General features: G+C 61.1%; 23 protein-coding genes and 1 pseudogene. 8 read left to right on the top strand and 16 right to left on the bottom strand.

Annotated elements, in window-relative coordinates; genetic code table 11:
* Window positions 1–7: 7 nt before the first annotated feature.
* Window positions 8–658 (bottom strand): DsbA family oxidoreductase, encoded by a 651-nt coding sequence (locus tag G3O06_RS17805; protein WP_205816949.1) that lies wholly within the window; start codon window positions 656–658, stop codon window positions 8–10.
* 98 nt (window positions 659–756) lie between these two features.
* Here G3O06_RS17805 and G3O06_RS17800 point away from each other — a divergent pair, with 98 nt between their 5' ends.
* Together G3O06_RS17800 and G3O06_RS17795 are read left to right on the top strand one after the other, a co-directional pair.
* Entirely contained in the window at window positions 757–1,665 is a 909-nt protein-coding gene (locus G3O06_RS17800; RefSeq protein WP_205816948.1) for a LysR family transcriptional regulator, read from the top strand.
* A gap of 153 nt (window positions 1,666–1,818) precedes the next feature.
* A complete protein-coding gene (locus tag G3O06_RS17795; protein WP_205816947.1) occupies window positions 1,819–3,048 on the top strand; it encodes an MFS transporter in 1,230 nt (409 codons plus the stop codon).
* A gap of 1 nt (window position 3,049) precedes the next feature.
* Here the strand turns inward: G3O06_RS17795 and G3O06_RS17790 are convergent, their stop codons facing one another.
* Window positions 3,050–3,991 carry a transcriptional regulator GcvA gene (locus tag G3O06_RS17790; protein ID WP_205816946.1) on the bottom strand — a complete coding sequence of 314 codons (942 nt, stop codon included), beginning with the start codon at window positions 3,989–3,991 and terminating at the stop codon, window positions 3,050–3,052.
* A 608-nt stretch (window positions 3,992–4,599) separates the two neighbouring features.
* Here G3O06_RS17790 and G3O06_RS17785 point away from each other — a divergent pair.
* The 3 genes from G3O06_RS17785 to G3O06_RS17775 all read left to right on the top strand — a co-directional run bounded on the left by G3O06_RS17785 (window position 4,600) and on the right by G3O06_RS17775 (window position 6,909).
* Entirely contained in the window at window positions 4,600–4,926 is a 327-nt protein-coding gene (locus G3O06_RS17785) for a DUF1330 domain-containing protein (protein ID WP_205816945.1), read from the top strand.
* Window positions 4,927–5,165: 239 nt separating this feature from the next.
* The gene (locus G3O06_RS17780; protein ID WP_205816944.1) at window positions 5,166–5,741 is read left to right on the top strand and encodes a TetR/AcrR family transcriptional regulator; all 576 of its coding nucleotides are present in this window, start codon (window positions 5,166–5,168) and stop codon (window positions 5,739–5,741) included.
* A 304-nt stretch (window positions 5,742–6,045) separates the two neighbouring features.
* Complete coding sequence (locus G3O06_RS17775) at window positions 6,046–6,909, top strand: AraC family transcriptional regulator (RefSeq protein ID WP_205816943.1); 864 nt, start codon at window positions 6,046–6,048, stop codon at window positions 6,907–6,909.
* Window positions 6,910–7,080: 171 nt separating this feature from the next.
* Here G3O06_RS17775 and G3O06_RS17770 read toward each other — a convergent pair whose 3' ends face one another.
* From G3O06_RS17770 to G3O06_RS17730, 9 genes are all read right to left on the bottom strand, one after another.
* Window positions 7,081–8,208: an NADH:flavin oxidoreductase/NADH oxidase gene (locus tag G3O06_RS17770; RefSeq protein ID WP_241020098.1), complete on the bottom strand. Its 1,128-nt coding sequence runs from the start codon at window positions 8,206–8,208 to the stop codon at window positions 7,081–7,083.
* A gap of 128 nt (window positions 8,209–8,336) precedes the next feature.
* Window positions 8,337–8,810: an Lrp/AsnC family transcriptional regulator gene (locus tag G3O06_RS17765; protein ID WP_051890188.1), complete on the bottom strand. Its 474-nt coding sequence runs from the start codon at window positions 8,808–8,810 to the stop codon at window positions 8,337–8,339.
* 379 nt (window positions 8,811–9,189) lie between these two features.
* Window positions 9,190–9,486 (bottom strand): DUF1330 domain-containing protein, encoded by a 297-nt coding sequence (locus tag G3O06_RS17760; protein WP_205816941.1) that lies wholly within the window; start codon window positions 9,484–9,486, stop codon window positions 9,190–9,192.
* Between the two features lie 69 nt (window positions 9,487–9,555).
* Complete coding sequence (locus G3O06_RS17755; protein ID WP_205816940.1) at window positions 9,556–10,530, bottom strand: quinone oxidoreductase; 975 nt, start codon at window positions 10,528–10,530, stop codon at window positions 9,556–9,558.
* Window positions 10,531–10,578: 48 nt separating this feature from the next.
* On the bottom strand, window positions 10,579–12,252 hold the full coding sequence (locus G3O06_RS17750; protein ID WP_205816939.1) for a thiamine pyrophosphate-binding protein: 1,674 nt from the start codon (window positions 12,250–12,252) through the stop codon (window positions 10,579–10,581).
* A 15-nt stretch (window positions 12,253–12,267) separates the two neighbouring features.
* Window positions 12,268–12,852, bottom strand: coding sequence for an SRPBCC family protein (locus G3O06_RS17745; RefSeq protein ID WP_205816938.1), 585 nt, complete (start codon window positions 12,850–12,852; stop codon window positions 12,268–12,270).
* A gap of 111 nt (window positions 12,853–12,963) precedes the next feature.
* A complete protein-coding gene (locus tag G3O06_RS17740; RefSeq protein WP_205816937.1) occupies window positions 12,964–13,356 on the bottom strand; it encodes a hypothetical protein in 393 nt (130 codons plus the stop codon).
* Between the two features lie 157 nt (window positions 13,357–13,513).
* Complete coding sequence (locus tag G3O06_RS17735; RefSeq protein WP_205816936.1) at window positions 13,514–14,716, bottom strand: PLP-dependent aminotransferase family protein; 1,203 nt, start codon at window positions 14,714–14,716, stop codon at window positions 13,514–13,516.
* 54 nt (window positions 14,717–14,770) lie between these two features.
* Window positions 14,771–15,874, bottom strand: a complete 1,104-nt coding sequence (locus tag G3O06_RS17730; protein ID WP_205816981.1) for a branched-chain amino acid ABC transporter substrate-binding protein — start codon at window positions 15,872–15,874, stop codon at window positions 14,771–14,773.
* Between the two features lie 423 nt (window positions 15,875–16,297).
* Here G3O06_RS17730 and G3O06_RS17725 point away from each other — a divergent pair, with 423 nt between their 5' ends.
* Window positions 16,298–18,022: an FAD-dependent oxidoreductase gene (locus G3O06_RS17725; protein WP_205816935.1), complete on the top strand. Its 1,725-nt coding sequence runs from the start codon at window positions 16,298–16,300 to the stop codon at window positions 18,020–18,022.
* Between the two features lie 52 nt (window positions 18,023–18,074).
* Here G3O06_RS17725 and G3O06_RS17720 read toward each other — a convergent pair whose 3' ends face one another.
* On the bottom strand, window positions 18,075–18,335 hold the full coding sequence (locus G3O06_RS17720; RefSeq protein ID WP_205816934.1) for a hypothetical protein: 261 nt from the start codon (window positions 18,333–18,335) through the stop codon (window positions 18,075–18,077).
* A 59-nt stretch (window positions 18,336–18,394) separates the two neighbouring features.
* Window positions 18,395–19,696: an MFS transporter gene (locus G3O06_RS17715; protein ID WP_241020097.1), complete on the bottom strand. Its 1,302-nt coding sequence runs from the start codon at window positions 19,694–19,696 to the stop codon at window positions 18,395–18,397.
* Between the two features lie 821 nt (window positions 19,697–20,517).
* Here G3O06_RS17715 and G3O06_RS17710 point away from each other — a divergent pair.
* Both G3O06_RS17710 and G3O06_RS17705 read left to right on the top strand, forming a co-directional pair.
* Window positions 20,518–21,402 (top strand): LysR family transcriptional regulator, encoded by an 885-nt coding sequence (locus tag G3O06_RS17710; RefSeq protein ID WP_043187578.1) that lies wholly within the window; start codon window positions 20,518–20,520, stop codon window positions 21,400–21,402.
* 134 nt (window positions 21,403–21,536) lie between these two features.
* Entirely contained in the window at window positions 21,537–22,733 is a 1,197-nt protein-coding gene (locus tag G3O06_RS17705) for an MFS transporter (RefSeq protein ID WP_043187576.1), read from the top strand.
* Between the two features lie 63 nt (window positions 22,734–22,796).
* On the opposite strand, the gene G3O06_RS17700 is transcribed toward G3O06_RS17705, so the two are convergent.
* From G3O06_RS17700 to G3O06_RS17690, 3 genes and pseudogenes are all read right to left on the bottom strand, one after another.
* On the bottom strand, window positions 22,797–23,072 hold the full coding sequence (locus G3O06_RS17700) for a hypothetical protein (protein ID WP_205816932.1): 276 nt from the start codon (window positions 23,070–23,072) through the stop codon (window positions 22,797–22,799).
* Window positions 23,073–23,106: 34 nt separating this feature from the next.
* A complete protein-coding gene (locus G3O06_RS17695; protein WP_205816931.1) occupies window positions 23,107–24,048 on the bottom strand; it encodes an electron transfer flavoprotein subunit alpha/FixB family protein in 942 nt (313 codons plus the stop codon).
* 16 nt (window positions 24,049–24,064) lie between these two features.
* A pseudogene (locus G3O06_RS17690) lies at window positions 24,065–24,152 on the bottom strand (electron transfer flavoprotein subunit beta/FixA family protein); the annotation flags it as partial.

Genomic DNA, 24,152 nt, shown 5'->3' with positions numbered 1-24,152 from the left:
GGCCTCCTTATTCGATGATGGTGTGCGCGCCAACAGCGTCGGCAAGCGCATCGCGGAATACAGCGTCGGGTTGAGCGCCGGTGATCACGGTCTGGCCGATCTGCATCGACGGAACCGAGCCGATCCCCCGCCGAATGGCCTCTGCCTCAAGCGCACGGATCTCTGGCGTGCCTGCATCGGAGGTGAGGAAGGCCGTCACTGCATCAGCATCCAAGCCGGCGTCGGCTGCGATATCGGTCAGGACCGCGGCGTCGCCGATATCTCGACCGTCCCTGAAATAGGCGCCGAACAGCGCATCGACGAGGCCGACTGCATGGCCGCTGCGCTCTGCAAACCACACCAGGCGGTGTGCCAGTAGCGTGTTCGGCGTCCGATCGACGATCGCGTAGTGGAATTGCAGCCCCTCGGCTCGCCCGGCTTCGGTGACGTGGGCATCCATCGCCTGCGACCGCGCCCAACTGCCGAACTTGGCGGTTCGGTATGCCTTGCGATCCATCCCCTCGACCGGCATCTCTGGATTCAGTTCGAACGGAAGGAATCGTACGGCGACCTCATCGGCCAGCCCCAGGTCGTCGACGACGCGAGCGAGCCGGCGTTCCGCGATCCAGCACCACGGGCAGATGAAATCGTAAGTCAGTGTGATGGCTTGCTTCTTCATGACAACCTCCAGTAAACCCATGGGGACAAGATAGGGGTTAAGCGGTGTCTGTAGAATGCAGGCGCAGAGCAACGCATCATTGCGCTTAAGGCAAAGACATGGACAAATTTTCCGCACTCCGGGTATTCGTGGAAGTCGCTGAAGCGGGTGGATTCTCCAGCGCAGCTCGGCGACTCAAATTAGCCGCATCGTCGGTCGTTCGCTCGGTCGACGCGTTGGAGGAATCTCTGGGCACTGCCTTGCTGAATAGAACAACTCGGCAGGTGACGCTGTCAGATGCGGGCAACGTTTATTACGTGCGGGCGAAGAAACTGCTCGAAGATCTGGCAGACGCTGATTCTCTGGTTGCCGATAGAGAGGGGAGCGAACCGTCGGGGCCCCTGCGAGTATCTGTCCCGGTTGTCTATGGATCCCGTTGCATCGGGCCGCACATCGCCGGGTTCCTAGCCCGGTACCCGAAGCTGGATTTCGACATGCGGCTGAGCGATGACATAGTCGATCTCGTCGCCGAGCGCATCGATGTCGCGATCCGGCTCGGCGAAGCGGCACCCACGGCGGATGTGGTCGCGCGGCAGCTCGGCAGTTTTCGCCGGTATGTCGTCGCCAGCCACGACTATCTCGAGACGCACGGGACACCCATCGAGCCGACCGATCTGGCGAACCACCATTGCCTGCGCTTTTCCTATCGCGGCGACCAGCAGTTCTGGACCTTCGTCGGCGGCGAGACCACGACCAAAGTCGTCGTGACGGGACGCATGAAATCCAACAATTCAGAGGTGTTGTGCGACGCCGTGCTGGATGGGGCCGGCATTGCATTGCTGCCCGACTGGCTGGTCGAACCCGATATCCAGTCGGGGAAGCTCCTGAAGCTGTTCGAGCGCTACGACGTGACGCCAAACGAGGCGCGCTCGGTCGTCAGTGCGCTTTATCTGCCCAGCCAGCGTGGGTCGAAGCGCGTCAACGCATTCATCGACCTGGTTTCGTCGCTCGTGAGCAGCCCGACCTGAACGCCCGATCCGCGAGCATCGCCTAGCGACTGCGACGTACCGGGCCGCCGCGCTTTGTTCCTTGCGCAACGTAGCGTTGCCCTCCGATGGTATTCTCGCCTCGGAAGCGCCGCTCTATGCTTGGTCATCGATTGGATGCCAAGGTGCGACGCAATGAAAATTCAAGGGAGTTCAGTACCCCGGGCCCGTACTGCCAATGCGCAGTTCATCACGATGGCCTACACGCTTTGCATGATCATGGCGGGCGCGACCCTCGCCAGTCCCCTGTATCCGCTTTATGAGAAAACGTTTCATATCGGGCCCAGCGGAGTCACAATAGCCTATACGACATACATGGCGGGCACGTTGCTGGCGTTGCTCTTTCTCGGGCATCTTAGCGACCACATCGGCCATATTCGGACACTACGTATGGCCACGATACTAGCCCTTGCGGGCTTGGCCATTTCCGGTTTCGCGCCCGATCTTCTTGTCCTCTCGATCGGTCGTTTTACGATCGGTGTAGCAGCCGGCATTGCATCCACATCGGCCACGTCCGGTCTCGTCTCGGTGTCTCCACCGGATAGGATGACGCACGCGTCGTCGATCGGATCATTGATGACAATCGTCGGCCTTGGGCTCGGCCCGCTTGCGGGGGGCCTGATTGCTCAGATCCTGCCGTTACCGTTACAACTCCCCTACGGAATATTCGCTGGCGCGCTTTTGCTTGCCCTTCTGGCTTTGATGCGCAACGAGGCACGAATTCAGCCGAGTGTCGTAACGCGTTTCGTTCCACGTCTGCGCTTTCACTTGCCTGCCGCACGCCAGCTCAAGCAGTTCACCACGGTCGCAGTCATCACGTTCATCGGCTATACGCTGTTCAGCCTCTTCGCATCCCTGGCTCCGTCGTTCTTCAACGCATTCCTGCCATGGCGAGGTCCTGCTATCGGGGGCATCGGCGTTGCGCTCCTGTTCGCCGGCTCTGCCGCGGCGCAGATCTCATTCCGAGGAGTGAATCCGAGATCGGGACTCGTGATAGGATCCTCGATCGTCACCGCGGCGCTGGCGATGCTGGCCGCGTCGGTCAAACTATCGTCCGGCTGGCTGTTCGTGGCGAGCGATTTGCTCGGCGGGTTCGGCCAGGGGCTCACGTTCATGTCCGCGCTGTTCGTCGTCAATACGATCGCAACTCCCGAGTACCGGGCCGGCATGATCTCGTCATTCTTCACGGTCGCCTACCTCGGCGGCATTGTTCCCGTGCTCGGGCTCGGTCTGGCTGCTGAACGGATAGGGTTGGAGGTATCGCTCATCGGCCTGTCTGTTGCCATGGCGATCCTTGCCGGCGCGCTCGCCGTTGTAGCCGGGCGCATGGTCTCTGGCGCGCGTCATCAAACAGCGGCGAAATGAGTCAGGTCACCGCGCGAGCCTGCTCGATCGCGCTCGGGATCGTCTCATAAAGCGCCCGGAATTGCTTGGCTTCTTCACGCAGCCATTTGCGTAGCGCCTGTACCCGCGGCAGGTTCAACATCTGAGGCGGACACACGAACCAATATGCCCACGGACTCGGGCCATCGACGTCGAACAGGCGGACGAGGTTTCCGCCGGCAACCTCCTGCATCGCGAGCGATCGCCGCACGAGTCCGATGCCGCAGCCGTCCATCACGGCCTGCATCAGGATCGACGAATCTTGGAATAGCACGCCGCGGCGAGGCTCGGCCGCGCCGTGCAGGCCTGCGGCGTCGAACCAAGACGTCCACATTTCAAAGTCGTTGCGCAACAGCGGCGCGTCGACTAGTTCGGCGGGTGTCCGCGGCAGATTTCCGCCGTTGAAGCTTGGTGAACATGCTGGAAAGAACACTTCGTCGAGGAGCAACTCGGTGAACAGCCCCGGGTAGTCGCCGTCACCGAACCGCAACACGACGTCGACATCGTCCCGGTTGAAGTGGGTCATCGCATTGGTCGACAGCAATTCGACGTCGATTTCCGGGTGCTGCTCGATGAACCGCCCGATCCGTGGGGTCATCCACCGCGACGCGAACGACGGTAGCAGGCTGATGACCAGCCGCCGCTCGCGATCCCCTGCCCGCATCGACTCGGTCGCTGCCGCAATGTCGAACAGCGCGGCCCGGATCTGCGCAGCGTAACGTCGACCGTTGTCGCTCAAGCTGACGCGTTTGCCATCGCGCCTGAACAGCGCCATGCCCAAATCGGCCTCTAGTGAGCGAATCTGATGGCTAACTGCACTATTCGTGACGTGCAGTTCGTCCGCGGCTCGGGAAAAGCTCTCGAGACGGGCCGCAGCCTCGAAAGCCTTCAGGGTGCCCAGATTGGGTAGTTTTCGCAGATCCACTATTGGGTCCTGACTCGAGCTTCGTGGCCCGCGCCGGCAATGACGCGAACGCATCCCGTTCACGGGATGGAAGATGATGATCGGATGGGTGCCCGCGTCCGTGACCGACACGCGGATGCGCCGTCGATTTCCGAGTTGAAGCCGAATAGGAATGCTAAGTTCGTGGAAAGAAAGTACGCGCACGATACTCAGCTTGGTCGATGACTGTACGGGCCGTGAACACACTCAACCGAGACGATTATATCGACAGGATACGTGCGGCGATCCTGTCGCGAGAAAATTGAAATGTCCGTTTCGACATATGATCGTTTTCGGTATTTTCATTTCGTTTTACGGATTTAAAGACGCGGAATCGCAATGAATCGCGATTCCAGTTCGACTAACATCGTTGTTCGTATCCGTGGTTCGTACACGGCGTACGGTGAATGGCAGTTATTGTCATTGAGCGATGTTTTAGCCATTCAACCTGCATTGATCAAGCGCGCGGGAGACCCTGGAACTTGCACGAGCGTCACGATGCATGCGACCTCGCCACCGGATCGCATGACGTATACGAATCGTCGCCGTAGCACTGAATGTTCAACAGTTTTACCTTTGGAGAGCGGAAGATGGCAAAAGGGTATTGGATCGGACAAACGGACGTGACCGATCCGGAGACGTTCGCCGAGTATTCGAAGCTGAACCAGATCGCGTACCGGAAGTACGGTGGTCGATACCTGATCCGGGGTGGCGAGGCGGACGTGGTGGAAGGCCAGTATCGGTCGCGCTTGGTCGTGATCGAGTTCAAGGATTACGAAACCGCACAGGCCTGCTACCGATCGCCGGAGTACACGCGCGCCGCGGCGTTTCGAAAGTCGGCGGCGATTACCGACGTCGTGGTCGTCGAGGGTTACGTCGGCCTCCAGCCCGAGGAAGCTGCGATCACCGAAAGCTGAACACCCACGGAGCTGGTGCACGTCTGCGTCGGAACGCGCGCCAGATTGGCCCATGCACGATCGGCAACGTGCCATTCCATTCGCAGTCGAAGGCACCTGCCAAAACGGCGCCGTCGCGTGCCGAATCGTGGCCGTGCCGCCCATCAACGAACCCGACCATAGCAATGATCTACCGGCCTCCATCAATGTCGCAGTCAGCCCGTTCGAAATCGTATTGCGCGAGGGCGCCGGCCGGAACCATGGTGCGCAGCACGCGAAATCGCCTTCTGTCACATGCCGAGCGACTGATTCGCCGGCACGGCATGTCGTCCTTTACCTTCACACGTCTGGCGGAATCCGCATCGTTGACCGAAGCGGTCGTAACCGAATGCTTTGGGACAAAAGAGGCGCTATTTATCGAGTTGATCCACGCGCACTCCGGCTATCTCGAGCATGAACTGCGCGAGATAGCCTTCGAGTACCGTGATGCGGAAAGTCGCCTGATCGCCTACGCGTGCTTAGCTTCCGAGCAGTTCGAGCAAGGCGTACCTTCCCTTCCGAACGTCTTGAGTGCTGCGCGCGCAAGCGTCCCGCACGAAGTTGGCGCAGAGATCGAGAAGCTGTATCGCCTGCAACTGAACTGGCTTCGACAGACGGTGCAGGAACATCACGCGGCGAAGGATGTCGCCCCGACCGTGTCGGCGGGACAGGCCGCCTGTCTGCTTGTCAGTGCGCTGGAGGGCGATGCCATCGTCGAATGTGCGCTGAACACCAGCGAGCCCTCAGCGACCAGCTTCCTGCAGGTCTTGACGCTACTCGGCATCAGCCGCCGATAGCACACAGGCCTCGCGAGCTCATGTCGCATTCGTCGACGAATCTTCATACACTGGCATTCAAATTGCTCTATTGCCGTTGACGGTTCACGAGCATGGCCCGGTTAATGTTTCGGGCCGCCAATAACAGGTGAAGACACCCCATCGAAGCCGAGAACGGCGTGCGAGAGTGTCTTCGCCGGCGACACTGTGACTGTCCGTGCCGGAGAAATTGTCCGGAAGGCGCACACTTTGTGTGTGCGATCGCTTAAATTTCTCGTCGTGGTGCATTCATGAACTGCGATTCGGGTTTCAGGACAGGCTGACAATGACTACGTCTATTCCTCGCGTAAGCGAAGTTCTCGCCGGGAACGGGGCTCACCTCCTGCGTGAAGCATCGGTTGGCTGCGGCCTCGCGCTTGCCGAGTGGTACAACCGCGACAGCTGGACCCGCTATGATCGCCCCGGGCATCATACGATTAGCCTCTACCTGGAAGGTGGAAACGATATCATTCGGACCGACCGGCGGCTCGCCGGCGGCGCCCCGGACAAGCTATGCGTGTTGCCTGCCGGCCATTCGAGCGAATGGAAGGTCGGCGGTGCGATTCGAATGTTTCATCTTTATATCGATCCCGACGCGCTGGCCTACCAGGCTCAGACGACATTCAGTGCCGGGCACCGCGAGGTCGACCTGATGGATCTCACCTTTGTCGACGATCCAGCGATCGCGATGATCGTGCGCGGCGGCCTACTGCCGCTCGACTGGACTGGCGGATGCGATCGGATGGCGCTCGATTCAGCGTGTCATTTGTTGATCCATCACCTGCTTCGTCGTCACAATGCGCGCGCAACGGTGATTCAGACTAAAGGCGGCCTTGCTCCGTCCGTTCAACGGAACTTGACCGAGTTCATCGAGGCGAATCTGGGTGAGGCATTGAACCTCGACGATCTGGCCCGGCATGCAGGGCTCAGCACGTTCCATTTCGCCAAGATGTTTCGAGTCGGTGTCGGCTTGCCACCTCACCGCTATGTCGCGAAGCGACGTGTCGAGCGCGCGAAGCATCTTCTGCGCGAGACCTCGATGGAACTGGTCGAAATAGCGCTTGCCTGCGGATACGCATCGCAGAGTCATTTTACGAAGGCCTTCAAAACCGAAACGGGAACGACGCCAGGGGCATGGCGGCGCGTTTAGGCGAGCTGTCCCGTTCGGGATGGCGCGTGTCATCGCGGTGCGAGACTTCGCTACGTTGAGCAAGCTCGCGCAACCGGCCCCGGTCGGCGATGCACGGATGGACACCCATTCCGATTCGTTCGAAACGCATCGGATCGGTCCACCGTGCATCGGGTTCGCACGTGCTTTTGCTCAATTGAGGAAAGCATGCTGATGCGGCGCGCGAAACGCGTTGCGATGCAGGCGCGGAACGCATCGCAAATACTGTGGAACAGCGACCGTCTGGCCACCGAGTGCCGCGGCCGCATGCCACGGCCAGCGCGGATCGTAGATCACAGTGCGCGCGATGCCGATCAGATCGGCATCGCCGGTGGCAACGATCGCATCGGCATGGGTCGGTTCGGTGATGAGGCCGACCGTTGCGACGGGCACGCTCACGGCAGCTTTGACCGCACGCGCGTGAGGCACCTGATAGCCGGGTGAAACCGGGATGTCCTGGGCCGGATGCAGGCCGCCCGTCGAAACGTCAATCGCATCAGCTCCGTGCGCCTCGAGCATGCGTGAGAATGCGACCGCCTCGTCGATCGCGAAGCCGCCTTCGATCCAGTCGGTTGCCGAGATCCGGACCGTGACAGCGCGATCGGAAGGAAACGCGTCTCGTACCGCATTCAGCACGTCCAGCGGAAAGCGTGCGCGGTTTTCCAGCGAACCTCCATATTCGTCGGTGCGCTGGTTCGAAAGCGGCGACAGGAACGTATGGAGAAGATAGCCGTGCGCGGCGTGAATCTGAATTGCGTCGATGCCGAGCCGGGCTGCACGCCTGGCCGCGGCAGCGAACGCATCGCGGATCCGCTTGAGGCCGTTCCTGTCGAGTTCGGTCGGCGGCAACGAAGCCGCGTCCGGCGCAATGGCAGAAGGCGCCTCGGTTTGCCAGCCGTGCTCCTGATTCGGCAAAAGTTGATTGCGTCCCAGCCACGGGATATCAGTTGAAGCCTTGCGCCCTGCGTGCGCGAGCTGGATGGCGATCGGTATGTCCGACCAGCGTCGCACGCTGTCCAGTACGGTCGCGATGGCAGCTTCGGTCGCATCGTCATAAAGGCCGACGTCAGCGTAACTGATTCGCCCTTCCGGCACGACGGCAGTCGCTTCGATGGTCAGCAACCCGGCGCCGGAAAGCGCGAGTTGCCCAAGGTGGATGAGGTGCCAGTCGGTCATGCATCCATCGGTCGCAGAATATTGACACATCGGTTCGATTACGATGCGATTGGCTAGGTCGAGGTTGCGTATGCGCAACGGGGTAAAGAGAGCGGGTTGAGACAAGAGAAAATCCTCCGTTCGAACAATGGAACGACACGGGCGAAACGCCTGCGCGTGGGTCCTGGTCTGAAGCGTGTTGAATGAATACGGTTGTGCGACTGCGGGTCGAGCCTGAATGACGTGTTGCGCAGTCAAAGCGGCGGCGTAACTGGCGCCTTTACCTCGCTGATGATGAATGACGTACACACTTCCTTGATGCTCGGACATCCATTGATGTGCTCGCGAACGAAATCCCCGAAGAGCGACGGGGTCTTCGCCATCACGACGAGGTGATAGTCGTATTGCCCTGAAATGTTGTGGCAGCTCAGCACCTCCGGCAGCGGCCGAATCGCTGCCTCGAACGCGCGCATATGCTCGACAGATTTCGGAGCGAGTGCCACCTGGACAAGCGCCGTCACTTCGAAGCCGAGCTTGATGAAATCCACGCGCGCGTGATAGCCGGTGATTACCCCTGCGGACTCGAGGCGCTTGACGCGACGCCAGCATGGCGACGCACTTAGGTTGACCTTCTCGGACAACTCGGCGCTCGAGAGTCGCGCATCGCGTTGCAACGCGGCAAGAATCTGCTGATCCAGCCGGTCCAGAACAGGTATTGAACGATCCATTTCGCCACTCCACTACTATCAACTGAACTTTTTCGTCACAGGTCCGTTTTGACCTGCAATTTGAGAAATCCTGGCATGCCGACTCGGATAAGCTAACGATGACGGTCGCCAATACAACCGTTTCCGCGGATATCGCATAGTTCCTCCAGACACGAGCACGCAAACGATCGGTCGCGTGCGTACCAGTCCGGATGCGAAGGAATTATCGACCGGGCTCGTGTTATCGAAGGGTCGATGCAAGTCGTCTCAGTGCAGGTCACCGGGTCGGTATAGATCCAGGTCGGCCAACGCAGCGGGCGCAGACGCATCACGCGCAACCACGCCCGGCTGTATGGCTCGAACGCACAATTCGCTGCGCGGTGTTTCCGTTCTGCCGAGGTCAAGGCTCCTCGTAACCTTCAACGATCACAATGTCGGCCGTCGACGCCTGTTCGCGTAGGACTTTCGCCGGGGCATATTCCACCGACTCGTAGCAATCGAGCGCACGCCTGTAGCTGGCGAACTCGATCACCACCGCACGGGATCTCACCGTGCCTTCGACGTTGCTGGCCGTGCCGCCGCGTACGATGAAGCGTCCGCCATACTTCTCGAATGCAGCAGCATTCGCGCTGACATAGGCCCGGTACGCTTCAGGATCGTCAACATCGACGAGCGCAATCCAGTATCCCTTGGCCATTCCTCACCTCTCGACGAATCGCGAAACACGCCTGGCATCGGGTCGGATGCCAGGCTGCGCTCCCCCCGACTACGGGACGAGAACGAGACTGCCGGCGGTGTGGCGGCTTTCCAGCTCACGGTGCGCGGCGGCGGCTTTGCTCAACTCGAATGGCTTGATCGAAGGTCCTGTCACGGTGCCGTCTTTCAACGTCTCGAAAAACTCGTCGGCCATCGCAACGCGCTTTGCCCGCGTCGATGCATAGTCAGGCAGCATCGGACGAGTGACGAACAGCGAGCCGCGCTTGGCCAGTTCCAGCAAGCTGAAGCCGTCGACGGGCCCCGACGCGTTCCCGTAGCTGACAAACATGCCCAACGGTTTCAGGCAATCGAGCGAACCCATCGCAGTCGTCTTTCCCACGCCGTCATACACGACGTCGCACAAGTCGCCCTTTGTGATTGCCTTGACGCGTTCGGCAAAGTTCTCGCGCGTGTAGACGATGACGTCGTGGCACCCATTCTTCCGAGCGATGTCCACTTTGTCGTCTGATCCGACGGTGCCGATGATCGTTGCGCCGAGGCGTGATGCCCACTGGCAAAGCAATGTGCCGACGCCGCCCGCCGCTGCATGCACGAGCATCACCTTGCCGGCTTCCACCGGATACGTTTGTCGGATCAGCATTTGAACCGTCATGCCTTTCATGGTGAGCGCGGCAGCGACTTCATCGCTAATCCACGCAGGCACCTTAAAGGCCAGATCGGCTTCGATGAGCCGTTCGGAGGCGTAACCGCCGCCGCCCATCGTTGAATAGGTGACGCGATCACCTACAGCAAAGCCGGTGACATCCGACCCGATGGCCGTGACCGTCCCGACGCCTTCCTGACCGGGGATGTACGGCAGTTCGACCGGATACAGGCCGGAGCGAACATAGGTATCGATAAAGTTCACGCCGCATCGGGTCTGAGTCACGCGCAATTCGTGAGGCAGAGGTTCGTCGACCTCGGCTTCCTCGAATGAAAGAACGTCGGGACCACCGTGGGTGTGAAAGCGGACAACGTGTGCCATGCAACTTCCTCCAAAAATGTGTCGCTCGATCTCGCTGGGTGACTGATGTCAGACTTCGCCAAAATAGACGCGACGATAAGAGATCGACGGAACCGTCCTGGAAATGTGGAGGTCCAGCAGGCTCGCCGTGCTGCCGCGCTCGTGGTCGGTGAACAATTGGGAGAGCTTGCCGGGCTGGTCGACAGTGGCTCCCCGCAGGCCAAACGCCTGAGCGACAGCAGCCAGATTCGGCCGGCCGAACGTTGCTTCCTCCGGCGTAATGCCCTTTGGTACGAGCTTGTGGATCTCGGCGCCATACGCACCGTCGTTGAACGTCAGGATCAGGAGCTTGATCCCGTGGCGAGCGAGCGTTTCGAGTTCCTGGATCTGCATGAGCAGGCTGCCCTCGCCTTCGATCAGGCAAACCTTGCCGTTGCCGCGGGCCGCGGCCACGGCGACGGCCGCAGGAAGAGCCTGCCCGATCGCGCCGAACTCGGTGAAGAAGTGGTAACGATCGGCAGCCCGCCCCTTGAGCGTGGGACCGGCGATCGTGAAGAAATGCGCGCATCCCATCACGATGTCCCAGTCCTTCGGAATCACTCGGTCGAGCTCGTTGACGGCTTCGCGCGGATCGAGCGTATTGGGCTCCAGATCGAACGGCTTGTCGTCCTGTACGTCACTGGCGAGGCGCTCGGCGATGTCGGGCCGCCGATAGCCGGTGCGTGCCGGCGTCAGTTGACGAAACTCGGTCGTGATAGCCTGCACGCCGGCCTTCGCGTCCGCGGCGATGTGGAGATCCGCGGTCCGACTGCCTTGCCAGAGGCCGCGCGGGCGCGTGTCGATCTGCACGACCTTTGCGTTCGGAAAGAGATAGCCTGCCTCCGTCGTGAAGCTTCCGAGGCCCGCACCGGCGGACAGGATCATGTCGGCGTCCGCAAAGAGTTCATGTGCGTACGGACTGGCGAACGACCCCGCCACATCGAGATTGAACGGATTGTCGTGAAAGGCGCCTTTCGCACGCAGCGAAGTCGCCACGAGCGCGCCGGCATGCTGCGCCAGCGCGGTGAGCTCCGGAATGGCCCCCGAGCGGTAGGCGCCATAGCCGGCGACCACGATCGGACGTTCGGCCTGGGCCAGCATGGCCGCGGCTTCGCCGACCAGTTCCGGATCGGGCTGGATGCGTTGCGGGCGTGGCATCAGGTCGGCGGATGGGATGTATTCGACGCCCCATGCGGCCGCGGACATCTGCAGGTCGAGCGGGACACCCAGCACGACGGGCGTTCGCTCATAGCGTGCGATGTAGAAGGCTTCTCGCACGTCGTTCAGCATGCGATCCGGATGCCGCAAAGGAATGTAGCGTGCCCCCGTCTTTTCGACGACGGGCCCGAGATCGAATGCCTGGTTGTGGAACAGGTCGGTGATCGGGGTATCGCCCGCGAACAGGATCAGCGGCACGTTGCCGCGCGCGGCGACCGTCAGCGAGGTGACCGTCGGCGTGAAGCCCGGTCCGCACGTCACGGAAGCGATGCCGAGTTTCCCCGTCGCGCGGCTGTACGCGTCCGCCATCGCAACGGCGCAATTCTCGTGGCGAGCGTGAATCGCCCGCACCCCGCAATCGCGCGTCAGCGATGTCGCCCAGTACATGTTGCCGTCGCCCATCAGATGGAAGGCGGTGTCGACGCCCTCTGCTGCGAAAGCCTTGGCCAGAAGCTGGTAGTTGAGTTCTTCGGGTTGCGAAAGCATGACGGTATCCTTGCTTTATTTTCGACGGAAAAGATTCTTCAGCCAGCCGCGCAGGGCTGCCCGCAGAAGACGGAAACCACTGATTTGTGACGGGGCGGTCGCGGTTGCCTGCGGCGCGTGGACGGCATCGGGAATCGGCATGCCAGCCGGCGCGTGATTGAGTTCGAGGCGCTGGGTCAGGTTGGCAACGAACTCCTCGAGCAGCGCCCTGGCGACGAACACCCCGCCCGAGCGCGCGAATTGCGCCAGAGGCCCGGTCACGTTGAAGCCGCCATCGATGACCACGGTGGTGACGTTCGTGCCCGACGCGACGATATGCGCGGAGGCCATCGCGCGCGTCGATCCCTTCTGGTCGACCCCACCGGCCTCGATATCGCAGGATTTGGCCACGTGGTCATACACGAGCCGCGACTGCCCGCGGAAGTTCGCGACCGTCGGCCCGAACTTGACCGATATCGTTCCGTCGTAGACGCCGTTGCCCTTGTCGGACGTCAAAGTCATGCCCGGTACGCAGCCGACCACCTGTGCGGGATCGGCCAGAATCGGCCAGACGTCGGTGACCGGCGCGGCAATCTCGATGGATTCGGATAGTTTGATCATCGCGAGTTCAACTCTTCAAAAGCGTGTCTGTCGAATGGGAGGATGCATCCGGCCAGCCGTGACGGTGCCGGCGCATGCGGCCGTATTTCCGCGCTGGCCGAAGCGGCGCGATCACCGTTGGCGCTGCAGGATGCGTACCGCCTGTGCCAGTCGACGGACGCCGTCGACCAGGCGCTCCGGCGCGTTGAGCGTGAAGTTGAGCCGCAGCGCGTGGCGGTTTTGCCCCCACGGGTCGAATACGCTGCTCGGCCCCACCATGACGCCTGTGTTCATCGCAACCGGAACGAGGCGATCGGTGTCGATCGATGCGTGACGTGCCGTTGCCCACACGAACATGCCGCCGTCCGCCTCGGCGGCCGGCAACCCGCCGGCGAGGTTGATCAGGTCAGGCGCATTCGCGGCAGCGACAAAACGGCTCGTCAGATCGTTCGTCGTCGCCAGCCGGGAGGCAAAGCGCGGGCTTGAAGCAACACAGTCGGACTGTTGAGCGTACAGCTGGGTCATCACAGGAAAAACCTCGCATGGGTGCAGCAACCGGAACGGTGGAAATCACTTTATCGTTGCGCTGGTGTGGCCGTCTTGCCCGTCCTTGCTGACGGATTGCATATTCTTGGGAAAAGTTTTCCATGTGCGACGTGGTCAACGGATGGAGCCACGGGCCTCAACGCAAATGCACGTGGAGTTGCTTGCCCATTCTTGCGATGCCGTCGATGATCGCGGACTCGGCCGTTGCCGAGTAGCTCAGCCTCGCGTGATTGACGGGCACTGGACCCTCGCCCGCAAAGAAATGCATGCCCGGCACGTACGCGACTTTCGATTTCGGTAGCAGGACGTTCTTCAGGAATGCGTCCGCGTCGAAAGTCTCGGGGAAGGTCAGCCACGTGAACATCCCGCCCTCCGGATTCGTGTAAGCGACACAATCCGGAAAGGACGCACGGATGACGTCGAGCATCAGCTGCTTCTTCTTCCTATAGCCGCCGATCAGCCGCTCCACGTGGGTGTCGTGATCGAACGACTCGAGATAGGCGTTCGCCACTTTCATGTTGACCGTGCTGCATTGCGTATCGGCGGCTTGCTTCAACTGCGCAAGGTTGCGGACAAGGTCAGGGTTGCCGACCACCCACCCGAGTCGCATGCCGGGAACAAGGCTCTTCGAGAAGCTGCCGACGAAGATCACGCGTCCACTGACGTCGAAATGCTTGATCGGCGGCACGGATTGCCCGGAAAAACGGATGTCCCGGTACGGTGAATCCTCGACGATGTAGAAGTCGTGCTGCTCGGCCAGTTCGACGAGTCGCTTGCGGCGTTCGAGGCTCAGCGTGACGCCGGCTGGGTTCTGGAAGTCCGGTATGACATACATGAACTTCACGCCGGTGGTGCGCCAGAGAATCTCGTCCAGACGATCGGTATCGATGCCGCGCTCGTCCATTGGAATCCCGACGTACCGCGGCGCGTAGGCGTTGAACGAGATCAGTGCGCCGAGAAATGTTGGGGCCTCGACGAGAATGGTGTCGCCTTCGTCGATGAACAGCTTGCCGAGGAGATCGAGCCCCTGCTGTGCGCCATGAAGCACCAGGACGTCGTCCTCGTCACACGACACGCCGTCCCGGCGCATTTTTGCGACGATCTTTTGCCGAAGCGACAGGTCGCCCTGGGAATGCGTGTACTGGAATGCCAGCGGGTCCCGCTCGATGACGGCGCCGTAGGCTTCGCGGAGATGGCTGACCGGGAACAACGAAGCATCCGGATATCCGCCGCAGAACGAGATGATTTCGGGATCGTGTTCAAGCAGGTGCAGTTCCCGGATCGCGGAAGGTTTGACCAACCGCATTCTTTTCGAATAGCGTACGACAGGCTCAGTCATGTTGATGCTCCAGGCAAATTGTCCGTACTCGGGTAGGCGGTATCTGTCGCGCGGTTACAGCTTCATCACGTTCAGCAGCGTCTTCGTTCCACCGCGGTATTCGTAGATCGAAATCCCCTTCTGTTTCAGATCGCCTTTTTCGTCGAACGAGATGGGGCCGATGACGCCGTCGTATTGCGTTGTCGACATCGCGTCGAGGATCTTCGCCGGATCCGTCGAGTTCGCGCGTTTCATCGCGTCGATAACGACATTGACCGCGTCGTACGAGAACGGCGCGAATCCTTCGATTTTTTGATTGAAGGCGTTCATGTATTTTTTCTTGAACTCGACACCGCCGGGCATTTTCTCGATCGGAAGGCCGGCTTCTGAACACGTCAGTTTCGATGCGGCGTCGCCGGCCATCGTGGCGAAGCGTTCCGTGCACATGCCGTCGCCAGAGAGAACCCGAGCGCGCAGGCCGAGCTGATAGGCCTGCTTCACGAGCTGCGGCCCCGCTCCGTCGGATCCGCCATACATGATCAGATCGGGGTTCTCGTTCTTGATCTTCGTCAGGATGCCCTTGAAATCGACGGTCTTGTCGGTGCTGGCATCACGCGACAGAATCTTGATCCCGAGCGCCTTTGCGCTTCGGGAAAATTCGTCGGCTAGCCCTTGCCCGTAAGCCGTGGCGTCGTCCACGATCGCGACAGTCTTCGCATTCATTTGCTTGGACGCATAGGCCGCAAGCGCAGGGCCTTGTTGCGCATCGGTGGCCATCACGCGGAAGGTTGTCTTGAACCCCTGCTGCGTATAGAGGGGATTCGTGGCCGACGGCGAGATCTCCGTGATGCCGGCATCACGATAGATCCGCGACGCGGGAATCGTCGTGCCGGACTGCACGTGACCGATCACGGCGACGACCTTGTCGTCGACGAGCTTCTGCGCGACTTGGGTGGCAAGTCGCGGATCCCCGGCGTCGTCTTCGACTTCGAGCTGCAGGTCGATCTTCTTGCCATCGATGACCAAGCCCTTTGCATTGGCTTCGTCGACGGCGAGCTTTGCCCCATTCCGGACGTCCCTGCCGACGTGCGCGACAACACCGGTGAGCGGACCCGCCAGACCTAGCTTGACCACCTGCGTCGTGGCGGCGGTGGCGAGCGATGAAACATTCAAGACCATGAACGACACTAACAACGCCGTACTGCGTGTTGCGGAGTTCTTCATATCGACGTCCCAGATGTTGAGTTGACCACCTTTGTTCGCGAGCCATCCGATTGAATTGATCAGGATGGTGAAGCAATATAGCCAGCCAATTAGGGCATTTGCTGTCGACTTGACGTGACGTGCACGGCGCAATCAGAACGCATGTTTCGGCGGATCGGGAAAGGCGAAACGAACGTTTCGCTTGGCCGGGCGAGCCCCCAGCAGACGGTGCTTGCGGTGAAGTTTCCGAGCAACGCATGCGCAGGAAATTGCGTATCGAGGCATCGTGTGCCGGCGGTACAATTTCGGCGTCCGGCCGGCCGAATCATCGCGGTTGGAAACGGGTGCTGCATCGCTGCTTGCTTCTGCTCACGCATGACGCCAATCAGGAGAACTGGGATGAACGGCGATATCACTGACCCGATGGGGACGGCGACGAATCAGGCGTCGGATGGGACCGGCACGCGCGCGGACGCAGATGACGACGGCGCACGCCACAATCCTCGCCACTATCAGCAGTACCCGATACTGACCAGCGCCGAAGTCGACCGGATGCGGCGCTTTGCGAGTCCGTCGCGCCGCCGTGCCGGCGAAGAGCTCTATCGCGCAGGAAGCGTCAGTCCGGGCATGTTCGTGTTGCTGTCAGGTAGTGTCCGCGTGACGGGGCGTGATGGCCTGGGCCGCGAACATGTGGTGCGGGCGCGAATGCAACCCGGCGAGTTCAGTTCGGATATCGGTCAACTGTCCGGCAAGCCCGCACTGGTCGACGTGCGGGCGATCGATGACGTGGAGGCGCTGCTGCTGCCCACCGAACGTCTGCGCGCGCTGATCATTGCCGAAGCGGACCTCGGCGAGAAGATCACGCGTGCGCTCATTCTGAGGCGCGTCGCCGCCATCGAGCGCCGGGATGGTCCCGTCCTCGTCGGCACATGCGGAAACGCGCGGCTCGTCGCGCTCGAGAATTTCCTGCGACGCAACAGTCATCCCCACCTGACGCTGGACAGCGACCGCGATGCCGACGCCGTCGCATTTCTTGAGCATCTATGCCCGAAGCCGGACGACTTCCCGCTGGTGATCTGCCCGAATGGCCAAATGCTCCGCTGCCCGGACGAAGGCCAACTGGCGTCGTGTCTGGGGCTGATGCCCGAATTCGATCCGACGCATGTCTACGACGTGATCATCGTCGGCGCCGGACCGGCGGGGCTGGCGGCATCCGTCTATGCCGCATCCGAGGGCCTGTCGGTCGCCGTATTCGACGCCCGCGCCCCCGGCGGGCAGGCCGGCACGAGCGCACGTATCGAAAATTACCTCGGGTTTCCGACCGGCATTTCCGGGCAGGCGCTTGCCGGGCGGGCTTTCAATCAGGCACAGAAATTCGGCGTTCATATCGGCATACCGTGTGCGGCCAAGTCGCTGCATTGCGATGCGGCTCCGCTCTCGATCGAACTGGAGGATGGCCGACGCATCGGAGCACGTGCGGTGGTCATCGCAAGCGGCGCGCGCTATCGAAGACCGGCATTCGAAGGCAGTGAGCGCTTTGAGGGTCGAGGAATCTACTACTGGGCCACACCCATCGAAGCCCGCCTCTGTCGGAACGAACCGGTGATCATCATTGGCGGAGGCAACTCGGCCGGACAGGCGGCCGTGTTCCTCGCGTCTCACGCTGCCCACGTTCATGTGCTGATTCGGGCACCGAATCTCGATCAGAGCATGTCACGCTATTTGATCGAGCGCGTCACGTCGCTGCCGAACGTGACAATTCATTCGCGTGTCGACGTCACGGCCCTCGACGGCGCGGATCGGCTCGAGGAAGTGCGTTATCGCTCGCGTGACGACGGCAGCGAAATGCGACTTGAGGTCCATCATCTGTTCCTGTTCACGGGTGCAGAGCCGAATACCGGATGGTTGAGCGGTTGCGGCGTCACGGTCGACAGCAAGGGATTCGTCCTAACCGGCACCGACGTGCCAGGCAGTCGCGATCGCGCCTTTCCACTGCAGACCAGTGCGCCGGGCGTGTTCGCGATTGGCGACGTCCGCGCCGGTTCGATCAAGCGCGTCGCCGCGGCAGTCGGAGAAGGTGCGGCCGCGATCGCACAGATTCACGGGTATCTCGACGTGCATTGACGAAGGCGGCGCGTGACGACCGCCAGCGCGACTGGTGACGCACGGGTTGTTGTCACGCCATCCGGCGCACATTTCTTTGCACACTCGGCTGATCCGAGTTGTCCTTCGCGGCACGGATTGCGCTGTCGAAGCTGTATTCCGTTGCGACATGTCGGTTATCGACGCTGACGAACCAGCTTTCTCCGGAGACGCACCAGCGAATACGCCGCTCCTCGAGTAGCGACGAGAACCAGCGCCAGACAGCTGCGTCTTCGTCGTTGGCAGCGCGTGCCGCATTGATCCTTGTTTGTCTCATGTCGTAGTAAAGATCCATGCCTGTCTCGTCGACGGTACTCGATCTGGGTATCCCGATGTTCGTCAGCGTCTGGACACTCAAAGATCCGCGTTCTTCGTCTCCGGCCCCATGAGCGCACCGACGCAAGCGACGATCCCACCGATCACGAGCAGCGCGATCGGTGCATATCGAGATGGAATCAGGGCACCGAGCCAGTTCATGTAGAACGCGTAGAAAGACGGAATGATCACCGACAGGCTGTAGCCGACGCCGAACCCCGTAGCACGAACACCGGTGGCGAAGCGTTCGTTAATATAGGTGACGATGACCGCCCACGCTGAACTGACCGTGATGGCGAGGCCGCAGACGAGCAAGCCTATGTGAACGAGGCTCGCGCCCTTCGCTTCGATCAGTGCGTAAAGCAGAACGGCACCGACCGTCGACGAAAGTGTGCCGATCGCGGCCAGCATCGTCCGTCTACCGACCCATTGCCCCAACATCCCGGCGCCGACATAGGCAAGACAGAGCACGGCGTAGGAGATCATCAGCGTGGCCGTCATCTCGAAGGCCGAGAGGTGCAGAGTCTTCAGCAGGATGCCTGTCGGCAAGAACAATCCCACCACGTTTTGCGTGAGCCAGAAGCCAGTCATCATCAGCAGGACCTGCATCAGGTTTCGACACTGCTGGCCGCTGACGAGTCGAGCCGCGGACGTCGCCTGAGGCTTGTGCGCCGATTTTCCGGCCCACACTTCGGACTCCGATACCTTGCGGACGTAGTACACGGCCAGGAACCCGGCCATCGCCGCGCCGACGATGAATGGAATGCGCCAGCCCCACATGGCGTACGGCGAATCGGGGCCCCCGAGCGGGAACAATTCGAACATGACCATCGCCATGACGTTGATCGCGACATACGCTGCCGGGAATCCCGCCAGGATCAGGCCGCCAACCAGGCCGCGCTGTTCCTTCCGCGAATATTCGATCGCGAGCGGTAGAGCACCGGTATATCCACCGCCGAGGAATATGCCATCGACAAACCGCAGGAGGACCAGCAGCCAGTACGACGCAATGCCGATCGACGCGTAACCGGGAATGAGGGCAATCAGCAAGGTAGCGACGCCGAACCCGGTCACCGACAGGATCGACGCGGTGCGTCGACCGACACGATCCGCGATCCGGCCGAACAGGATCGCGCCGAGCGGGCGACCCAGCAGCGTCGTGATGAAGACCAGAGACTCCAGAATTGCCTGGTGACCGCCGGACACATTCTTCGGCAGAAAATACGACTGTATCGGTGCGAGGATGATCACCGGTAGATAGATGTCGAACATGTCGATGAACTCGGAAAACACCGCGCCTTTGATGGCGCTCTTCCGTTTCTCGTCGATCGACTCGTCCATGGCCACATGTCTCGTGTGGCTAGCGCGCACAACTTCCATTCTCGTCTCCAGTTTCGTTTTCTCTCACGTGGCCTCAGCGCTGAATCGGCAGGCCGGGGCATGCCGTCGCGGGCCATGCAAATCGATCTAAGCGATATCCGTGCCAAAGGCCGTTTCACTGCGCATCAAGCGTGAGCTGGGTGTGGGTCTGGTCGGCTCGAGCGGAAGTCGCGCGATTGCATTCATGTCGCATTTCACCGATCAGTGGCCGTGGAAAAGACACACCGTCGATCGCCTGTCGTTGCAGCCGACATATCGGCGTGTTCGGTTTCCGCGTGACCACGCGTCACTTTGTGGATTCGACGGGTGAAAGGAATCGGATCGTGCCGCAAACTGCGCGATCGACCGATGACGAATGAGAGGAATGGCTTGCTTCGGGAATCTGCAGAAGAATCATCTCGACTCGCGCAGACGAGCGACGTGGCGATATGCGCTTCCCGGAATGAGCGGATGTATCGTGCGGCGAAAACGGCGCGGCAAATGCGTTCATCGCGATCGGCGAGCGATGAGCTGGCAGGCTCGGTACCGAGCAAGGGTTGTGCGGATCGACGACAAAGTGTCGTCGGCGCACACACCGGCCCTTCGCTGGACCAAGCAGGCAGACTGGCGAAGGGTGCGGGGTCGTTTTCCGGCCCCCTTCGTCTTTGCTCCGCACAAAAACCGTAGAATCGTTGTCTGCTTAGTCGGTCCGGGTACAGCGAGTTTTCGCATGACACGGCTTGCCGATACGTGTATCGCAGGTGCATGCCCGGTGCAACGTTGGGCACATCATTCGAACAGACATGAGCCACCTTACCCATCTGAGAACGTTTCTCGACGCATACCGATTGAAATCGTTCTCCAAGGCTGCCGACCAGTTAGGCATTACCCAGCCAGCAGCGTCGATGCATATCCAGGCGCTGGAGGCACTGGTCGGAAAGCCGCTGTTCGTCAGGCGCGCCCGTGGCGTGCTGCCGACGGAAGCCGCCGACGAGCTGGCAAGATCCGTTGCGCCGTATCTCGACGGACTCGAAACGAAGCTCGCGTCCTACCGGTCGAGCGCATCACCCGGCGGTACGTTACATCTCGTCGGCCCGTCCGATTTCATCTGCGCGCATGTGGCGTCGACGCTTGCCCCACTGATGCAGCAAGGCTTCCTGATTCGATTTCATATCGGCAACCGTGATCGCATCTACCAGTTGCTCAATGATGGCACGGCGGATCTCGCAATTACGGCGTCCATGCCGGATACGGCGTCGCACGGCTTTGCGCGTCTTCTGACTGAGCGCTTTCTGCTCGTTCTTGCTCCGGAACTCGCGGAGCGGATCGGAAAACATCCGACGGTAGAAATGCTGTCCGCGCTGCCGATCATCGCCTACGACGAGGACCTTGCGCTGATCCGCCCGGTCTGGACTTCCCTGTTCCAGATGGCACCGACGATTCAAGCATCGTTGACGATTCCTGACTTGCGGATCATCGAACGCCTCGTGGCCGGCGGGCACGGCTGGACAGTCCTGCCGGACTATCTCTGCGCCGAGTCATTGGAGTCTGGCCGCTTGGTAGCGCTAACCGCATTGGAGACCGCACCGACCAACAACCTGTATCTCGTTTGGAGCCAGAGCGCAATGCGAACCCCGCGTATCGTCCACGCGCGGGACTATCTGTTGCAGACGTTCAACGCATCGTGATCTCAGTCGCTCTGCCATAAGGGAAATTATCCCAGCGCCCAAAAAGCGTTATTTCATTTATGGCTGATGCATCCCTACACTAGGGTAATCCCGAGTGCCGCTCGGTTTCTCCCTCAACTTGTGTAGGTCCCGTCATGCCATTCGTCATTTACATCTTTGCACTGAGTGCGTTTGCGCTCGGATTGGCCGAATTCGTCCCGATCGGGTTGACGGACGCGATGGCCGGAACGCTCGGCGTCGATATCGCCCAAACCGGCACGGCCATTACCGCATACGCGCTCGGCGCTACCTTCTCGGCCCCGATTCTGACCGCAATGACCGCGAACTGGTCTCGCAAGCGCGTCATGCTCGTGACTACGCTCGTATTCGCCGCGGGAAGCCTCTTCGCTGCCACCGCTACCAATCTGCACATGCTGCTCGTTGCCCGCTTCGTCGCGGGCATCGGGCATGGGCTGTTCCTCGCCGTTGCATCGAGCACAGCCGCACGGCTTGCCGGTTCGAAGAAGTCGGGCAGCGCTGTTGCCGTTGTGTTCGGGGGCTTCACGCTCGCCATGGCGATCGGCGTGCCGGTCAGTACCTATCTCGGCGCGACGATCTCGTGGCGCCCGGTACTTGCCGCCATCGGTGCATTTGGCGCGCTCGGCTTCGTTGGCCTGCTGATCGGCATGCGTGACCCGATCAACCCCGACCACGGTACGAAGCAATCGACGATGACCGCACTCAAGGCGCTGTTTAACGGCAAGCTGCTGGCCGGCGCACTCGTCACGGTGTTCGGCTACGCGGGATCGTTCGCTGCATATACCTACATCGCGCCGATGCTGACCCAGGTGACCAAACTCAGCGCAAATACCGTCAGCATTTTCATGATGATCTACGGTGTGCTCGCGGCTGTCGGCAACGTCATGGGCGGTAAGATGACCGACAGGCTCGGAGTCAATCGCGCGAGCACATTGTTGATCGCCGGCATCGCTCTTGCCGTGCTTGGCATGTGGTTGTTCGTCTCGTCGCCGGTCAGCATGGCGGTACTCGTCGCATTGCTCGGCCTGTTCACGTTCGCGGCGGTGCCGGCACTACAGGCGCGCCTGATCAGCGTTGCCGAGGCACACATCCCGAATGCCCATGGCGTAGCTGCGGGCCTGAACATCGCTGGCTTCAATTCGGGCATTGCGTTGGGCTCGCTGCTCGGCGGCGTGACAATCGACCATGTCGGTATCGCTTCGACCGGTGCAACCGGTGCGATCGCGTCGGCCATTGGCCTCGCACTACTGCTCACGCAGGTCGCTCGCGATACGGGAGGAAGCTATCGGTCGGTGCGGGACGCCGGACACTGATCGTCGCGACGCATCGCGCGTCGGGTGAATCGTCGGGTCGCGGGATGGCCGGCAACACGGCCGTCACGCGACTCGGTGCTTTTCCGCCGCCCGCAATTCCCGACGCATCACGAATTGCTCGGTGTTTTCCTTCGCCATTCGAATCGCACAGTCGAAACTTCGATGGGTCGCAACGTGGCGGTTGTCGACGCTGACGAGCCAATTCTCTCCGGCGAGACACCAGCGAATGCGACGTTCCTCCAGCAATGGCGAGAACCATCGCCAGATCGTGGCGTCTTCGACGTTGGCGGCGCGCGCCGCCTCCGCCCTGACCTTCTGCAAGTCGTCGAGAAGACTCATGCTCCGTCCTCCAGTCGACATTGACGCGCGGAACTCAGCCATCCAGCAACGCGGCGTTCAGTTCCGGCACGAGCGTGAACAGATCGCCGACGAGACCGTAGTCGGCCACGCCGAAGATCGGTGCTTCCTCATCCTTGTTGATCGCAACGATCACCTTCGAATCCTTCATGCCGGCCAGATGCTGAATGGCACCCGAGATACCGACCGCGATGTACAGCTGCGGCGCGACGATCTTGCCGGTCTGGCCGACCTGGTAGTCGTTCGGCACGTAGCCGGCGTCGACTGCCGCGCGCGATGCGCCCAGTGCCGCGCTCAGCTTGTCCGCCAGCGGCTCCAGCACCTTCGTGTAGTTTTCGCCGCTGCCCAGACCGCGGCCGCCCGACACGATGATCTTCGCGCTGGTGAGCTCCGGACGGTCCAGCTTCATCACTTCACGGCTCACGAACTGCGACTTGCCTGCGTCGGCCGCCGCTTCGATCTTCTCGACCGATGCGCTGCCGCCTTCCTCTGCCACCGGATCGAAACCCGTCGCACGCACGGTGATGACCTTGATCGGATCGCTCGACTGCACCGTCGCAATCGCGTTGCCTGCGTAGATCGGGCGCTCGAACGTGTCGGCCGAATCGACCGCCGTGATGTCCGAGATCTGCGCGACGTCCAGCTTCGCGGCAATGCGCGGCGCGATGTTCTTGCCGTAGGCCGTCGCCGGCGCGAGGATGTGCGAGTAGTCCTTCGCGATGTTCAGCGCGGTCGCTTCGACGTTTTCCGCGAGGCCCGCTTCGAGTTGCGGCGCGTCGGCTAGAAGTACCTTCGACACACCTGCGATCTTCGCTGCCGCATCGGCTGCGCCTTGCGCATTGTGGCCCGCGACCAGCACGTGGATGTCGCCGCCGATCTTCGCCGCCGCCGCCACCGTGTTCAGCGTCGCGGCCTTGATCGACGCGTTGTCGTGTTCTGCAATCACCAGAATCGTCATTTCTTTCCGCTCCCTCTTACAGCACCTTGGCTTCGGTCTTCAGCTTCTCGACCAGCGTCTTCACGTCCGGCACCTTCACGCCGGCTGCGCGCTTCGGCGGCTCG

Source organism: Burkholderia sp. Ac-20345, from assembly GCF_017104825.1.
Classification (GTDB): domain Bacteria; phylum Pseudomonadota; class Gammaproteobacteria; order Burkholderiales; family Burkholderiaceae; genus Burkholderia; species Burkholderia lata_B.
The sequence above is the reverse complement of the archived record's forward strand: the minus strand, read 5'-3'. Positions and strand labels throughout refer to the sequence as shown.

Bases quoted from the DNA above. Each gene is read 5' to 3' on its own strand.
- G3O06_RS17695 (WP_205816931.1), bottom strand. From the start codon at position 24,048: ATGACGATTCTGGTGATTGCAGAACACGACAACGCGTCGATCAAGGCC.
- G3O06_RS17745 (WP_205816938.1), bottom strand. From the start codon at position 12,852: ATGATCAAACTATCCGAATCCATCGAGATTGCCGCGCCGGTCACCGAC.
- G3O06_RS17740 (WP_205816937.1), bottom strand. From the start codon at position 13,356: ATGACCCAGCTGTACGCTCAACAGTCCGACTGTGTTGCTTCAAGCCCG.
- G3O06_RS17760 (WP_205816941.1), bottom strand. From the start codon at position 9,486: ATGGCCAAGGGATACTGGATTGCGCTCGTCGATGTTGACGATCCTGAA.
- G3O06_RS17755 (WP_205816940.1), bottom strand. From the start codon at position 10,530: ATGGCACACGTTGTCCGCTTTCACACCCACGGTGGTCCCGACGTTCTT.
- G3O06_RS17800 (WP_205816948.1), top strand. From the start codon at position 757: ATGGACAAATTTTCCGCACTCCGGGTATTCGTGGAAGTCGCTGAAGCG.
- G3O06_RS17720 (WP_205816934.1), bottom strand. From the start codon at position 18,335: ATGGATCTTTACTACGACATGAGACAAACAAGGATCAATGCGGCACGC.
- G3O06_RS17710 (WP_043187578.1), top strand. From the start codon at position 20,518: ATGAGCCACCTTACCCATCTGAGAACGTTTCTCGACGCATACCGATTG.
- G3O06_RS17765 (WP_051890188.1), bottom strand. From the start codon at position 8,810: ATGGATCGTTCAATACCTGTTCTGGACCGGCTGGATCAGCAGATTCTT.
- G3O06_RS17705 (WP_043187576.1), top strand. From the start codon at position 21,537: ATGCCATTCGTCATTTACATCTTTGCACTGAGTGCGTTTGCGCTCGGA.
- G3O06_RS17780 (WP_205816944.1), top strand. From the start codon at position 5,166: ATGGTGCGCAGCACGCGAAATCGCCTTCTGTCACATGCCGAGCGACTG.
- G3O06_RS17785 (WP_205816945.1), top strand. From the start codon at position 4,600: ATGGCAAAAGGGTATTGGATCGGACAAACGGACGTGACCGATCCGGAG.
- G3O06_RS17795 (WP_205816947.1), top strand. From the start codon at position 1,819: ATGAAAATTCAAGGGAGTTCAGTACCCCGGGCCCGTACTGCCAATGCG.
- G3O06_RS17700 (WP_205816932.1), bottom strand. From the start codon at position 23,072: ATGAGTCTTCTCGACGACTTGCAGAAGGTCAGGGCGGAGGCGGCGCGC.
- G3O06_RS17805 (WP_205816949.1), bottom strand. From the start codon at position 658: ATGAAGAAGCAAGCCATCACACTGACTTACGATTTCATCTGCCCGTGG.
- G3O06_RS17730 (WP_205816981.1), bottom strand. From the start codon at position 15,874: ATGGTCTTGAATGTTTCATCGCTCGCCACCGCCGCCACGACGCAGGTG.
- G3O06_RS17775 (WP_205816943.1), top strand. From the start codon at position 6,046: ATGACTACGTCTATTCCTCGCGTAAGCGAAGTTCTCGCCGGGAACGGG.
- G3O06_RS17715 (WP_241020097.1), bottom strand. From the start codon at position 19,696: ATGGACGAGTCGATCGACGAGAAACGGAAGAGCGCCATCAAAGGCGCG.
- G3O06_RS17750 (WP_205816939.1), bottom strand. From the start codon at position 12,252: ATGCTTTCGCAACCCGAAGAACTCAACTACCAGCTTCTGGCCAAGGCT.
- G3O06_RS17735 (WP_205816936.1), bottom strand. From the start codon at position 14,716: ATGACTGAGCCTGTCGTACGCTATTCGAAAAGAATGCGGTTGGTCAAA.
- G3O06_RS17725 (WP_205816935.1), top strand. From the start codon at position 16,298: ATGAACGGCGATATCACTGACCCGATGGGGACGGCGACGAATCAGGCG.